Origin of the sequence: Bacillus cereus (assembly GCF_002577405.1) — a bacterium.
Classification (GTDB): Bacteria; Bacillota; Bacilli; order Bacillales; family Bacillaceae_G; genus Bacillus_A; species Bacillus_A cereus_AU.
This window is the reverse complement of the sequence record NZ_NULR01000019.1, coordinates 97,516-112,084: the sequence shown is the minus strand read 5'-3', so window position 1 is coordinate 112,084 and position 14,569 is coordinate 97,516. Positions and strand designations below refer to the sequence as shown.

Sequence of the window (14,569 nt, the reverse complement as noted above, 5' to 3'; positions counted from 1 at the left end):
TATCACCTCGCACTTTGTAATTCTTTCTCAAATTGCCCCAGTTTCTCTACTGAACCAAATACTATTATCATATCACGTTCTTGCAGTTTTTCCTGCCCCGTTGGATTATGAATAATATTTCCATTCCTTAAAATAGCCAAAATTGTTACATCAAACTGATTTCTCACATCGCTCTCTAATAATGTTTTACCGACTAATATAGAATCTTTGCCGACTAAAATTTCTTCAATGACAAATGACTGTTCTACTCCGTATAACACTGTATCAATATAATGAACTGTTAATGGATTCGCAATACCTTTTGCAATATGAATTCCTGCCATACTAGACGGATTAATAACCTTATTCGCGCCGGCACGACGTAACTTCTCTTCGGTTTCTGGTTTTTCAGCTCTTGCTAAAATTTTAATTGTATCGTTCAATCCTCTTGCTGTTAATGTAATGAATACATTTTCAGCATCATTTGCTACAATAGCGACTAGACCAGCCGCCTCCGAGATTCCCGCGTTATGTAATACGTGATCTTCCGTTGCATCCCCATGTACATATAAAAGCTTTTCCTGTTCGAATATACTTTCATCTTTATCCACAACGACAAATGGAATTTTCTTCTCCTGTAATTCATGTACAACTTGAAGCCCAACTCTACCGCAACCACATACTATAATATGATTTTGTAACTGTGCTATTTGTTTATCCATCTTCTTCCTCCGCACTGCATGAAATAAATTCCCTTCAATAATCATAGCTGCTACTACCCCTATTGCATACGTAACGATACCGACGCCAACAGGGATAATAAGAAGTGCAAATACTTTCCCCGCCTGCGTTAAAGGAACGGCATCTCCGTATCCAACAGTTAATACAGTGATCATCGTCATCCAAAATGCTTGAAACAAACTAATTTCTTCAATTATCATAAATCCTAGTGTTCCTAGCATTACGACAAAAGTCATACATATAACTGCTATCAATAATTGTTTACGTGCATTCATATCGTGTTTCAACTCTTTTCTCTATCTACAATCTTTGCCAGTGGAAATGAAATACATATATACTAGATACGGAATCTATGAAAGAGGTTGATATAATGAAGACATTCCTTTCCGCCTTACAATGGGCACTATTTATTTTAGCCGGAAGCCTTATTGTACCAATTAGTGTCGCAACTAGTTATGGTCTCGATGGTTCTGAAGCTATTGCATTTGTACAAAGAACATTATTTGTTCTTGGCTTTGCCGGCCTACTGCAAGCTATATTTGGTCATAAGCTCCCTATTCAAGAAGGTCCTGCAGGCCTGTGGTGGGGAATTTTCTCCCTTTATGCAAGTTTAGGCGTCGTATTATTTGGATCAAGCAATGAAACGCTTAAAGTTCTTCAATACGCCTTCTTATTAAGTGGCATTATTTGCATTCTTCTTAGCGTTTTTGGACTTATCGATAAACTAGTTCGCTATTTCACACCCACAGTCATTGGAACGTATTTATTTCTTCTTGTTGCACAACTTAGTGGCTCCTTCTTAAAAGGAATGTTCGGCCTCGATGGAAAACATACAGAAGTTCAGGCCGACGTATTTATTCTTTCACTTATTGTTATTTTACTATCCTTTTTCATCATGAAGCTACCTATTATTGGACAATATTCTGTTCTTTTCAGTATTGTTTGTGGCTGGATACTATTCGCGTGCTTCGGATTATCTAATCCAATAACACCTGTGACAGACATAATCCGTCTTCCGTCTCTATTTGTTTTCGGGATGCCTCGTGTTGAATGGAACATGGCGATTACAGTCGTTTTTGTCACCTTACTACTTCTAACAAATATGTTAGCAAGTATTCGCGTTGTACAAAAGGTTGTTTCTAAATATGAAGAAGGTGCCGCAGAGAATCGTTTCAAACAAGCTGGCATTATAACAGGAATAAATCAGTTGCTAGGTGGTCTATTTTCAGCTATTGGTCCTGTTGCCATTTCTGGATCAGCAGGTTTTATCGCAACGACAAATATTTATAAACGCCTTCCATTTATGTTAGGGTCGAGCTTTATTATTTTCGTTAGTATATTCCCAAAGATTACTTCATTTTTTGCAGCAATTCCTGTTGCTGTTGGGTATGCTGCGATTTATCCTGTATTTGCAAGTATGATCGGTCTCGCTTTTCGCGAATACGAAACCGTACAGGATAAAGAACGATTATTTAAAGTAGCAGGTCTTTCAATCTTTACAGGAATCGGGGTTATGTTCATTCCAGCAGGAGCATTTTCTACGCTCCCACCATTTCTAGCATCATTTTTAAGTAACGGTCTGGTTCTTGGATCTGTAATGGCGATCTTGCTAGAAATACTATTTTCTCGTTCCTCAGAAAAACAACTATCGTAAATTGGAAAACTTCCATTATTGCACTCTATCTGTAGAGTTGTTACGATAAATTATCATGGACAATACGCTCATGATAATTTATCTACTTCTTCCCAAAGAAGTTCGATGTCTTACTACTATTCCTTAACATCTTCATTAACATGTATTTCTATTTAAATAAAGAAGGGAATTTTTGATATGACTTATAAAATGATTGTTTTAGATTTAGATGATACTTTATTACGTGATGACCATACCATTTCACCTCGCACGAAAGAAGCTTTAATGACTGCACAAGAACAAGGAGTAAAAGTTGTACTAGCTTCTGGACGTCCAACATTCGCAATGCGCGCAATTGCAAAAGAATTACGCTTAGAAGAATACGGTAGTTTCATTCTTTCATTCAATGGTGCAAAAATTATTAACTGTAAAACAGATGAAGAATTATTTAGTAGTACATTATCTCCTGAAACCGTTCACAGCTTATACGATATTAGTAAAGAAGAAAATGTATGGATTCACACATATATTAGTGACGATATTATAACTGAAGAGAATAACTCTTATACAGAAATTGAAGGTCAAATTACTGGTATGCCAATCAGAGAAGTAAACAACCTGAAAGAGGCTGTGCAACAACCCGTTGTAAAAGTACTAATGGTAAGGAATCCTGAACACTTACAAACGGTAGAAACAAAGCTACAAAAACAACTAGAAGGACAATTAAGCGTGATGCGTTCAAAACCATTCTTCTTAGAATTCACTGAATATGGCGTTACAAAAGGGACAAGCTTAAATCAACTAATTCAAACTCTTGGTATTAAACGTGAAGAAGTTATTGCAATGGGCGATAGCTATAATGACCAAGCGATGATTGAATTCGCTGGTCTTGGCGTTGCAATGGGCAATGCACCAGATGATATTAAAGAAATTGCAAATTACGTAACAGATACAAATATGAACGATGGCGTTGCGAAAGTTGTAGAGAAATTCGTATTAAAAAGCGAAGTACTTGTTTAATATTTTCATTCATAAAACCTATTTGAAGTCAAATACTTCAAATAGGTTTTTATTTAAATCACCATAGTTTTGTGACTATATTTTGAACTTTGCACTATTCTCGTAGTGTAAACTTTCTTTTTGTATATAATGGAATAAAATAGACTATTTTATTTTGAAAAAGAATACAAATTTACTATAAACAAGCAGACGTTAAAGGAGGCTACTTCATGTTATCTACACCAATCGGACGACTGAGAGCAATCGGCTTAGTTGAGGGGATTTCTTTCCTATTACTATTATTTGTAGCAATGCCGTTAAAATATTTCGCAGGGTTTGCAACAGCTGTTAAAATTACAGGTATGGCTCACGGAGTTCTATTTATACTATTTATCTTTGCGGTAATTCAAGTAACAATCGTACACCGTAAATCAATTTTATGGGCACTTGGCGCACTTGCTGCATCAGTTATCCCATTTGGTACTTTTGTACTAGATGCAAAACTAAAAAATGAACGGTAATAGTAAAAAGGTAGTTAACAATTGTTAGCTACCTTTTTTGCGTTCATATATTTGGAATTTCCCAATCAATTTCTCTCCCGCCCATATTAGCTAAAATCGTATTTACTTTGGAATACGGTTTACTGCCAAAGAAACCACGTCTTGCTGATAACGGACTCGGATGCACAGATTCAATAATATGATGATTCGTATTCGTAATTAACTTTTTCTTCGCCTGTGCATGGCGTCCCCATAATATGAAAATAACCGGCTTTTCACGTTCATTTAATAGCTCAATTACACGATCCGTGAAATGCTCCCATCCTTTTCCTTTATGAGAATTCGCCTCACCTTGACGAACGGTTAATACAGTATTTAATAATAATACCCCTTGCTCCGCCCACTTTACTAAATAACCGTTATTCGGAATTTCATAACCATATTCATCTCGAAGTTCTTTATACATATTTAACAGCGACGGTGGCGTTTTTACACCCGGTTGTACAGAAAAGCTTAAGCCATGTGCTTGATTAGGCCCGTGATACGGATCTTGTCCTAAAATAACAACCTTCGTATTTTCATAACTTGTATACGATAGGGCATTAAAAATATCTTCTACCTTTGGATAAACAACATGTGTACTGTACTCTTCCTTCAAAAAGCCAGCTAGCGTACGATAATATTCTTTCTCAAATTCTGATGCCAATAATGGTCCCCAATCATTCTTTAAAACATTTTCCATGCTTTCACTTCCTGTCCAATTAATTCACCATATCCTGCCTTGTAAATACTACAAATGAAATGATAAGAGAAACGACTGCCCAAACCGTTAAATTCATTAAAGAAAATCCCATTGATAACCCTTGTAATGCAGGCAATTTCCCTGATAAATAATCCGTTAATGATAAATTCACACTAAAAATATATTTCGCGCCTTCCCAAGATGTTGCAAATGAGGTTAAAATACCGCCCGCAATTAATGCGGCTAGCATAACTCCCATACCAGCTGGTGTATTACGTATTAAAACAGAGACCATAAATGATATAGTTCCGACAACGATAGCAACAAACCAAGCTAATCCGTACGCCATTAAGATATACTGCCACTGCGGAATAAGATGTACAAAGTTCGTATTTAGTGTTTCCTTATCAATGACGAATCCTGTTAAAATAGGCAAATTCCATCCTGAGTATCCAAATACAAGCCCCGATAATACGTAAGCAAACGCACCGACGAGAAGCAAGATGAGCGAAATGAAAAATAACATCGTCACGTATTTACTAAGGAGTATTTTCCAGCGCCGAATCGGCCTCGTAAGAAGCATCTTCATCGTCCCATCACTCCGTTCACCTGAAACGATATCGATGGCGACAATCATTACAAGAAGTGGGATAAATAATGTAATCCCCTGTTCAATAAATGCCCTTACAAATGTCGGCGCTCCTGGTGCCATCGGGTTAATATCATGATCTAAATAATATTGTTGCTGTTCCACTCTTACTTTTAGCCAATCACGCCATTCTTCTGGCAATCTGGAATTATTCAAACGATTTTGAGAATCTACAATTTGCTGTTGTAATGAAACTTTCCAATCAGTTGTACCAAGCCTTTTTTGTGTCGTTTCGATTTCACGATACTGAGCATACACAAAAAGTGGGATTAAGATTGCTAAAATAAGCATGACAACAAAAATACGTTTCTTACGATAAATTTTTTCCGATTCATTTAAAACTAGATTCGCAAATTCACGCATGCTGCTCACCCCTTGTGAGTTCAATAAATAAATCCTCTAGCGTAAATACAAGCTCTTTCACGCTATGTACATCTATCCCGTTTTCTACAAAGTGTTTATTCCAAACATTAATAGATGCAACATCCATACGACATAGTAGCCGTTCACCTTCTATGCTCACTTCTTTTACCTCTTCAGCATCTTCTAGCATATCTTTTGCTTTAGAAATCGGTGTAACAATCCATTCTACACGATCGCTTGCCGTTTTAATTAACTCTTCGACCTTGGCAACTGTTATCATTTTTCCTTTATGAATAATAGCGACACGATCGCATATCATTTGTACTTCACTTAATAAGTGACTTGAAATAAACACACTCATATTTTCTTCTTCTACAAGCTTATGTATAAATTCCCTTAGTTCTCGAATCCCTGCCGGATCTAAACCATTTGTTGGCTCATCTAATATAAGTAACTTAGGATTCCCAAGAAGCGCCTGTGCAATTCCAAGGCGTTGCTTCATACCAAGCGAGTATGTTTTTACCTTGTCATGAATTCTTTCGTCTAAGTGAACCATTTTGGAAATTTCAACAATACGTTCATCAGATATATTACCTAACATACGAGCAAATTGCTTTAAATTTTCCCATCCCGTTAAATAGGCATACAGCTCTGGGTTTTCAACGATACTCCCAATTTGACGCATTGCTTCTCTAAAATTTTCCTTAATCGAATAGCCACCGATAGAAACCGTACCTTCTGTTGCTTTAATCAATCCGACTAACATTCGAATCGTAGTCGTTTTTCCTGCACCATTTGGCCCTAAGAATCCAAACACTTCTCCTTGCTTCACATCAAAGGAAATATTCTCTACAAGTGTCTTCTTCCCAATTACCTTCTTCAAGTCTCGTACAGAAAGTATCGTTGTCATTTTACCCCTCCTTGTTCTAGTTTTAATTTACTTGCAACATTTTGAACTAAGCGTTCTGCCATATATGTATACCCTACTTCATTCGGATGAAAATGATCAGAGTATAATAAATCTTTTCCGCGGTTTTGGAATAGATCAAATGTCGGTGTAATATACACATTTTTATCGTTTAGCGCTAATTTCTCTAAAGCTGCATTCCAGTCTACAACAATGCTTGAAGATCCTTTTAAATCTTCTACATCTTCAAAAGGATTGTATAAACCGAGCCAAAAAATAGGGCTATCCGGATTTAATTTACGAATTTCGTCTATAATTTTCTTCGCTTCATTCTGAAATGTTTCCGTATCAGGGCGATACGTCTCTAAATCTATTTTCCCGAGCGACTCCCAACCTGGAAATAAATCATTCCCACCAATCGTTAAAACGATTACATCCGCTTGCTTAATTGAATATTGAGCGCCACTACTCTCAATCTGTTTTAATAAGTCAGGCATTTTCGCACCACTAACTGCTAAATTTGTTAATGCAACCTTTTGCTTATAATCTTTTTGTAAATCTTCTTTCATTCGTCCAATATAGCCAATTCCTTCTTTATCACCAACGCCGCGCGTTAACGAATCACCCAAACTAACTATTTGTAACGTTCCTGTTTTCTTTTTCTCTTTTGCCACTACATCGTTTTTCTTAACTAAGTTTGAAGCTGTTGGATTTAATACCTCATTTACACCCGAAACAAAGCCATATGCAAATAAACAGAAAGATGAAATTGTAATGAGTAGGATTACTTTTACCACTTTTGATCTCATATCAAAACCCCTTTTACCCCTCATAGATTGTCCATAATTATACCAAACGAAATTTTGAAAAGCGATTTTCACACACTCTCTATTATGTCGTTTCCCTCTCTACCAACTCTGGTAATAACTCTACATGCTGCACATCTATTTTTTCGTCATTAATCTTTTCATATAATAATTCAAATGCCTTTACACCAACATTTTTACTAGAATATGAAATCGTCGTAATGTCTAATATATCTGCCACCTCTTGATCATCACATCCGATAATCGTAATATCCTCTGGAATACGAATTCCTTGTTTTTTCGCCTCTGTTACCATTCCTGCAGCAATATGGTTGCAAGATACAAGAAACGCCGTCGGTTTTACAGACATATGAGCCCATTCCCTAACTACATTACGCCCATCTTCCACCGTAAAACAGCCTTTAAATTTCCAGGTCTCTAACGGTGTGACAGCAATCTGTTGAAGCGAATCTTCATACGCTTGTTTTCGTCTTTGGCTATTAATACTATTACTTCTTCCGATGCAATATCCGATACGCGTATGACCATCATCTATTAAGCTTTTCATCCCTTGTGAAAACACTTTATAGTAATCGATGTGTACACTTGAAATGAAATTCGAATCTATTTCCTCACACATAACAATTGGACCAAACTGCGTATATTCTTCAAGTTTTTCTTTACTATTTGTCCTTGAACATATAATTACTCCATCAAGCTTTTTCATTTTTAACATATGTAAAATTTCAAGTTCTTTTTCTTCACTATAATTTGTCTGGCAGAGCATCATATTATAATTGTTCTTTGCGGTTTCCTTTGATATTCCCCCGATAATCGCGCTGTAATATTGATCATTTACGTGTGGTAATAAAACACCGATTACATTTGTTTTACCTTTCACTAAATGAATTGCATTCACATTTTGCGTATAATTTAATTCCTCTATAATCGCCAAAATTTCTTTTCGTTTCTGTTCATTTACGTACGGATGATTGTTCAGTACACGTGAAACAGTCGAAACAGATACACCAGCGAGTTCAGCAATCTTTCTTATATTTGTCATTTCATTCTCCCCTTCTCGCAAAAATTCTCCCTTGACCTGGTAAGCTTTCCACAATATATCCTTTCCTAGCAAATACATTTTGAAAGGATATACAACTATGCTTCGATTCAAATTAGAATATATATTTTTCATTGGTGGTCTACTCATTCTCGCCATCGGTATTAATATGATGACGACAATTACTTCCTTTGGACTTAGCCCTTATGATTCCTTCTTTATTGCACTATATCAAAATTTCGGGATAAGTATTGGTTTTTGGCTTTTCATGATTAACTTTGTTTTTACCCTTATCGTACTCTTTTGGAACAAAAAACAAATTACAATCGGCACAATTGTAACGATGATTCTTATTTCTCTTTTCGTTGACTGGGTTGGTTCCATTACAACTATTATGGACGCTATCCGCTCTCTTCCAAAATATATAACACTTATTTGCGGAAATCTATTCGTCGGAGCCGGAATCGGTCTTTATGTCTCTACAAACCTTTGCGCGGCACCTCAAGAGGCTTTCGTTTTAACTGTTGCTGAGAAAAAGAAATGGACATTTAGAAGAACAGAAATTTCATTAGCTTTTTTATTTTTAACATTAAGCTTCTTATTAGATGGACCAATCTATTTTGGAACAATTATCTTATCCTTTACAACAGGTTGGATTATTCAAGCATTTATTCAAGTTGGTACGCAGATTTTAAATAGAAAAAAACCTATTAAGCAAGCCGCTTAATAGGTTTTTTCATTTTATTAGAAAAGATACTACTTAGCATCTCCTTCAATTCGATAGTTTGCTTTCAAACAATCTATTTCTTCATACGATTGCAATGTATGTAGAATGTACTCGTAATCCGCAAGAGAAGCACGATGCGTTACAATTACAATTTCTGCTTTCCCTTTCTCCTCAAGTGGCATTTGAATAATCTTTTCAAAGCTAACACCGCGCTCAGAGAACAATGCTGTAATTTTTGCAAATACACCAATCTCATCTTTCACATGCAATCTTAAAAACTTTTTCACAACAATTTCATCTGGCTCTTTTAATACTTTTTTATACTGAGGAGAAACCGCACTATTTCCGTTTACGCCTAACCTAATATTTTGCATTACAGCAACTAGGTCTGAAACAACAGCTGTCGCTGTCGGTAAGCTTCCTGCTCCCGGTCCATAAAACATCGTTTCTCCTACTGCTTCACCATACACATAGACAGCATTATATTCATTTTGCACTGCCGCAAGAGGGTGTGTATTTGGAAGTAAAGTTGGCTCAACTGTAACCTCTAATTTCTCGCCATCTCGCTTTGCAAGACCAATTAATTTAATTGTATAGCCTAAGCTCTTACTATATTCAATATCTTCTGCTGTAATAGAAGTAATCCCTTTTACTTTCACATCTCCAAGCTCTACATTTGTAGAAAAACCAAGAGTAGCCAAAATCGTCATTTTCCTTGCTGCATCTAAACCTTCTACGTCTGATGTTGGATCTGCTTCTGCAAATCCAAGCTGCTGAGCTTCTTTTAACACGTCGTTATACGCTCTCCCTTCGTCTGACATTTTCGTCAAAATAAAGTTTGTCGTTCCATTTACAATTCCCATTACCTTCGTAATAAGATCTGAAGAAAGCCCTTCTACGATGCTTCGTAAAATTGGAATCCCTCCAGCTACACTAGCTTCGTAAAATAAATCAGCATTGTTATCTTTTGCTACCGCTAAGAGTTCCGCTCCGTGTAACGCCATTAAATCTTTATTTGCAGTCACAACGTGCTTCCCGCCTTTTAAAGCTTGTAAAATATATGCTTTCGCATCATCAATACCACCCATAACTTCGATGACAACATCAATATTAGGATTATCTAAAATTTCATTCACATTTTGTGTTAATAGAGTAGAAGGCACTTCGACCTCTCTCTCTTTCTCAATGTTTTGCACTAACACTTTCGTTACCTTTACTGGGCATCCAACTTGGTGTATAAGTCGCTCTTGATGATCTGTAATGATACGAACTACACCACTCCCAACTGTCCCAAGACCTAATAACCCCACTTGAATTTCTTTCATAATACTGTCCACCCCTCAAAAATTGTGTTTAGATGAAATTATATGAGTAAAAAATCAGAAAAACAATGTATTTTGAACATTCGGAAAAATAAAGGATATTCTTTACAAAGAAAACGCTACCACGTGTTACACAATCATTATTTACAATACATAAGGGGTTTCTTGATACACGTAATAATTCAACCAATTAGAGAATAGTAAATTCCCATGACTCCTCCACCTAACAAGCGGCTTCTCATTTGGATTATTATGTTTAAAGTAATTTTTAGGCACATCAATATTTAACCCTTTTTGGCGGTCCCGTTCATATTCTTGCTTTAACGTATCACAACTATATTCACTATGTCCGAGTGCGAAAACTTGCCTTCCTTCTTGCCCGATAACAAGATGAACACCCGCTTCTTCAGAATTAGCTAATAACGTTAATTCTTTCACTTTTTCAATATCGCTCTCTCGCACTTCTGTATGACGAGAATGCGGAGCAAAAAATAACTCATCAAATCCTTGTAATAGTTTCACATGTTGCTCGCGAACCTCATGTTCAAATACACCGAACATTTTTTCCGCAAGAGGATACTTCGGCACACCGTAGTGATAATACAAACCTGCTTGTGCCCCCCAGCAAATATGAAGCGTAGATGTTACATTTGTTTTTGAATACTCCATAATACGTCCAAGCTCTTCCCAATAATCTACTTCTTCGAAAGAAAGAGTTTCAACTGGTGCTCCTGTAATAATGAGTCCATCAAATTTTTCATTCTCAATATCACGGAATGTTTTATAGAAGCTCGTTAAATGGTCCTGCGCTACATTGCGGGACAGATGCGATTCCATATGAAGTAAATGAACATCTAATTGCAACGGTGTATTTCCAATTAAACGCAGTAATTGCGCCTCTGTTTCTTGCTTTGTAGGCATTAAATTTAATATAGCAATTTTCAAAGCACGAATATCTTGTGTTGCTGCTCGCTCCTTCGTCATTACAAAAATATTTTCCTTCTGCAATACTTTGCGAGCTGGTAAATCTTTATCAATTATGATCGGCATGTTGTTTGCCTCCGACTAGCGCAGCTTCTAAATCTGCAATAATATCAGAAACATCTTCTATACCAACCGATAAACGGATTAAATCAGATGTAACACCAGCTAAACGCTGATCTTCTGCGCTTAATTGTCTGTGCGTCGTACTAGCAGGGTGTATAACACAAGTTCTCGCATCAGCTACATGCGTTACGAGCGTCGCTAGTTTCACATTTGCAATAAATTCTTTTGCTGCTTCTAATCCGCCCTTAATACCAAATGTTAAAACGCCACTAGCACCTTTCTTCAAATACTTTTGTGCTAACGAGTAATTTTCATTACTATCTAATCCCGGATAATTCACCCATTCAATACGATCATGATTAGCAAGCCACTTAGCAACTGCGAGAGCATTTTCGCTATGACGCTCCATTCGTAAATGCAGTGTTTCTAAACCAATGTTGCTAATATAGGCATTGAATGGGCTCATACAGTTTCCGTAGTCTCTTAATAATTGAACGCGCGCTTTCACAATATAAGCTGCCGCTCCAAAATTTTGAACATAGCTCACACCATGATAACTCGGATCAGGTTCGACAAGCTCAGGGTATTTTCCATTTGTCCAATCGAAATTCCCTCCGTCTATTACAATGCCGCCTAGAGAACTTGCATGACCATCAATATATTTCGTTGTGGAATGGACAATGATATTTGCCCCGTGTTCAAATGCCTGGCATAAATAAGGCGTCGCTAATGTATTATCAACGATAAAAGGTACTTCTAATTCTTTTGCTGCAGCTGAAAGTTCTTTGAAATTCAAAACGTTCATTGCCGGATTTCCTAACGATTCTGCATAAACGAGTTTCGTCTTATCGTTAGCAAGTGCCGCAATTTCATCTGCCGTTAAATTGGGATTAAAGAACGTAACATCAATACCAAGCTTACGTAAGCTTACTCCAAATAAATTAAACGTTCCCCCGTAAACAGTTGAAGAACAAAGAAGATGATCTCCACTACTACAAATATTTAAAACTGCGAGCATAATAGCTGCTTGCCCTGAAGCCGTTGCAACAGCTCCTACACCGCCTTCTAAATCTGATAACTTTTGTTCAAATGCAGCTAGTGTGGGATTCCCAATACGTGTATAAATATAGCCCTCTGCCTCTAAGTTAAATAATGCTGCTAAATCATCCGACGTATCATATTTATACGTTGTACTTTGATAAAGCGGTAGAACTCGTGGCTCACCATTCTTTGGCGTATAGCCACCTTGCACACAAATTGTTCCCTTTCCCCATGATTCTCCCATCTCTCATTCTCCTTTCTTTTTATGCAAAATAAAAAACTGCTCCTTTCCTAAATAAGAAAGAAGCAGTTTGAAAACACGCTCTAAAATCTCTTTCTTATCTCTCAGGGCTATTACCTGCAGGATTTGGCACAATTCCGTTATTCGGCTGTTGCCAAGGTTTCATCGGGCCTGTCCCTCCACCTTTTCTTGATAAGACTATGCAATTACCGTTGATTTTATAGCAATAATTTCCTAATGTCAAACATTTTTTCTGAATGTTCTAAAATAAACGTCAACAGTTTCATATAAAACAACAAAAGAAGTATATTCCATATTTATTCAAAAAAGACCTTTAAAAAGTTCCAATCAATATATAGAATTAAATAAGTGGTTAACTTTATAGGACCCAAGCTCTAATGAAATCCCAATATATATGTTGAATAAGCCAACCTCTCACAAAGATACTATATATATTCCATTCATTTCACACTAGCATATATAATCCTTTCTCTATTACAACTTACATAACGGAGGTATAACATGACAAATAAAAAGGACATGCACTATATACTCGCTCTATATGGCATTCTTTTAGGCTCTATAGTAGGGGCTACAGTTTGGTTATTTTTAGTTACGCTAAATATCGGAATCCACTTTATTTGGGGATATTTACCTAACATTTTCTCTTCTCCCCCTTATTACACTCTTTGTGTAACAATCATCGGTGGTATCCTCGTTGGTTTAACACAAAAATACTTCGGTACATATCCACGTCTCATGCCAGAAGTAATGGGGGAATATAAAAATACAGGTAGAATTGAATACCGTTTTGTACATAAAGCTACTTTAACTGCGCTTATTGTTTTAATATTTGGAGCTAGTCTCGGTCCAGAGGCAGCACTTGTCGGAATTATCGGCGGACTTTGTACATGGGTAGGGGATCGCTTTAACTTCGCTTTAAAGGGAATGAACGAACTAACAGAGGTTGGAATTGGTGCTACTTTAAGCGTCATTTTTAATGCACCATTATTCGGTTATTTAGCTCCGAATGAAAATGAGGGTGAACAAATTGCCGGGTTTTCTAAAAGAAAGAAAGCAATTGTATATTTAACTACTACTTTTGCTGGTTTTTCCGTTTATTTATTGCTTAGTAAACTCGATAATCGTGGATCCTTTATTGTTGATTTTGGGGAAGGATCCCTTTCAATCAATGAATGGATCGCCTTTCTCCCTCTTACTTGCATCGGTGCTCTCGTTGGTTTCTTGTATTTCAAAGTAGAATTTACACTAGAGAAAATCATCCATCCTTTCCGCGAATACAAACTAACACTTGGAATTATAGGTGGTATTTTATTAGGAATTGCGGGGACTTTTCTCCCATACACATTATTTTCTGGGGAACATCAATTAAAAGATTTAGTCGTTGAATGGAGCCATTTATCTTTCTGGGTATTACTTCTTTCAGGAGTTTTAAAATTATGTATTACTGCCGTTTGTTTAAATACAGGTTGGCGCGGCGGACATATTTTCCCAATTATATTTTCTGGTTCAAGTATCGGATTCGCGATGGCTTCCATCCTTCCTATAGATCCAATAGCATCTGTGGCCATCGTAACGACAGCAATCTCAAGCTATGCATTAAGAAAACCGATAGCTATAACATTATTATTACTTATGTTTTTCCCGCTTAATTTACTATTGCCGATGCTCGGAGCAGCAGCTATCGGTAATGCATTTCCGCTTCCTAAACATAACGAAAATACAAATTAATAAAAAAACAGCATTAACATAAACGTTAATGCTGTTTCTTTGAATGACGATTATAATTTT

Annotated in this window: 14 protein-coding genes and 1 riboswitch; of the genes, 5 read left to right on the top strand and 9 right to left on the bottom strand. The window is 36.6% G+C overall.

All coding sequences use genetic code 11. From position 1 onward, the window contains the following. Positions 1 to 2: 2 nt before the first annotated feature. On the bottom strand, positions 3 to 995 hold the full coding sequence (locus COC96_RS22380; RefSeq protein ID WP_141536009.1) for a potassium channel family protein: 993 nt from the start codon (positions 993 to 995) through the stop codon (positions 3 to 5). A gap of 95 nt (positions 996 to 1,090) precedes the next feature. Here COC96_RS22380 and COC96_RS22375 point away from each other — a divergent pair, with 95 nt between their 5' ends. The 3 genes from COC96_RS22375 to COC96_RS22365 all read left to right on the top strand — a co-directional run bounded on the left by COC96_RS22375 (position 1,091) and on the right by COC96_RS22365 (position 3,873). After that, positions 1,091 to 2,374, top strand: coding sequence for a purine/pyrimidine permease (locus COC96_RS22375; RefSeq protein ID WP_142340028.1), 1,284 nt, complete (start codon positions 1,091 to 1,093; stop codon positions 2,372 to 2,374). Between the two features lie 177 nt (positions 2,375 to 2,551). Next, the gene (locus tag COC96_RS22370; protein WP_098769393.1) at positions 2,552 to 3,373 is read left to right on the top strand and encodes a Cof-type HAD-IIB family hydrolase; all 822 of its coding nucleotides are present in this window, start codon (positions 2,552 to 2,554) and stop codon (positions 3,371 to 3,373) included. Positions 3,374 to 3,582: 209 nt separating this feature from the next. Continuing rightward, positions 3,583 to 3,873, top strand: a complete 291-nt coding sequence (locus tag COC96_RS22365) for a DUF3817 domain-containing protein (protein WP_098268610.1) — start codon at positions 3,583 to 3,585, stop codon at positions 3,871 to 3,873. A 43-nt stretch (positions 3,874 to 3,916) separates the two neighbouring features. Here the strand turns inward: COC96_RS22365 and COC96_RS22360 are convergent, their stop codons facing one another. Genes COC96_RS22360 through COC96_RS22340 form a run of 5 tightly spaced genes read right to left on the bottom strand, consistent with a single transcriptional unit; the run spans position 3,917 to position 8,382 of the window. Then, positions 3,917 to 4,594: a uracil-DNA glycosylase gene (locus tag COC96_RS22360; RefSeq protein WP_098769391.1), complete on the bottom strand. Its 678-nt coding sequence runs from the start codon at positions 4,592 to 4,594 to the stop codon at positions 3,917 to 3,919. Between the two features lie 19 nt (positions 4,595 to 4,613). Continuing rightward, a complete protein-coding gene (locus COC96_RS22355) occupies positions 4,614 to 5,606 on the bottom strand; it encodes an ABC transporter permease subunit (RefSeq protein ID WP_097902456.1) in 993 nt (330 codons plus the stop codon). Next, complete coding sequence (locus COC96_RS22350; protein WP_098268608.1) at positions 5,599 to 6,516, bottom strand: ABC transporter ATP-binding protein; 918 nt, start codon at positions 6,514 to 6,516, stop codon at positions 5,599 to 5,601. The genes COC96_RS22355 and COC96_RS22350 overlap by 8 nt, the downstream gene beginning before the upstream one ends. Further along, positions 6,513 to 7,394: an SGNH/GDSL hydrolase family protein gene (locus COC96_RS22345; RefSeq protein WP_141557873.1), complete on the bottom strand. Its 882-nt coding sequence runs from the start codon at positions 7,392 to 7,394 to the stop codon at positions 6,513 to 6,515. The genes COC96_RS22350 and COC96_RS22345 overlap by 4 nt, the downstream gene beginning before the upstream one ends. A gap of 10 nt (positions 7,395 to 7,404) precedes the next feature. Further along, a complete protein-coding gene (locus COC96_RS22340) occupies positions 7,405 to 8,382 on the bottom strand; it encodes a LacI family DNA-binding transcriptional regulator (protein WP_098769387.1) in 978 nt (325 codons plus the stop codon). A 97-nt stretch (positions 8,383 to 8,479) separates the two neighbouring features. Here COC96_RS22340 and COC96_RS22335 point away from each other — a divergent pair, with 97 nt between their 5' ends. Beyond that, the gene (locus COC96_RS22335) at positions 8,480 to 9,106 is read left to right on the top strand and encodes a YczE/YyaS/YitT family protein (protein ID WP_098268605.1); all 627 of its coding nucleotides are present in this window, start codon (positions 8,480 to 8,482) and stop codon (positions 9,104 to 9,106) included. 29 nt (positions 9,107 to 9,135) lie between these two features. On the opposite strand, the gene COC96_RS22330 is transcribed toward COC96_RS22335, so the two are convergent. From COC96_RS22330 to COC96_RS22320, 3 genes are all read right to left on the bottom strand, one after another. Beyond that, on the bottom strand, positions 9,136 to 10,431 hold the full coding sequence (locus COC96_RS22330) for a homoserine dehydrogenase (RefSeq protein ID WP_098268604.1): 1,296 nt from the start codon (positions 10,429 to 10,431) through the stop codon (positions 9,136 to 9,138). 141 nt (positions 10,432 to 10,572) lie between these two features. Beyond that, positions 10,573 to 11,478, bottom strand: a complete 906-nt coding sequence (gene metA, locus COC96_RS22325; RefSeq protein ID WP_097902462.1) for a homoserine O-acetyltransferase MetA — start codon at positions 11,476 to 11,478, stop codon at positions 10,573 to 10,575. Beyond that, the gene (locus tag COC96_RS22320) at positions 11,462 to 12,760 is read right to left on the bottom strand and encodes a bifunctional O-acetylhomoserine aminocarboxypropyltransferase/cysteine synthase (RefSeq protein WP_098268603.1); all 1,299 of its coding nucleotides are present in this window, start codon (positions 12,758 to 12,760) and stop codon (positions 11,462 to 11,464) included. Before COC96_RS22320 ends, metA begins: the two co-directional genes overlap by 17 nt. A 91-nt stretch (positions 12,761 to 12,851) precedes the next feature. Next, positions 12,852 to 12,956, bottom strand: a riboswitch (SAM riboswitch). A 323-nt stretch (positions 12,957 to 13,279) separates the two neighbouring features. Here COC96_RS22320 and COC96_RS22315 point away from each other — a divergent pair. Beyond that, positions 13,280 to 14,509 (top strand): chloride channel protein, encoded by a 1,230-nt coding sequence (locus COC96_RS22315; protein ID WP_098769385.1) that lies wholly within the window; start codon positions 13,280 to 13,282, stop codon positions 14,507 to 14,509. The last annotated feature ends 60 nt before the right edge of the window (positions 14,510 to 14,569 follow it).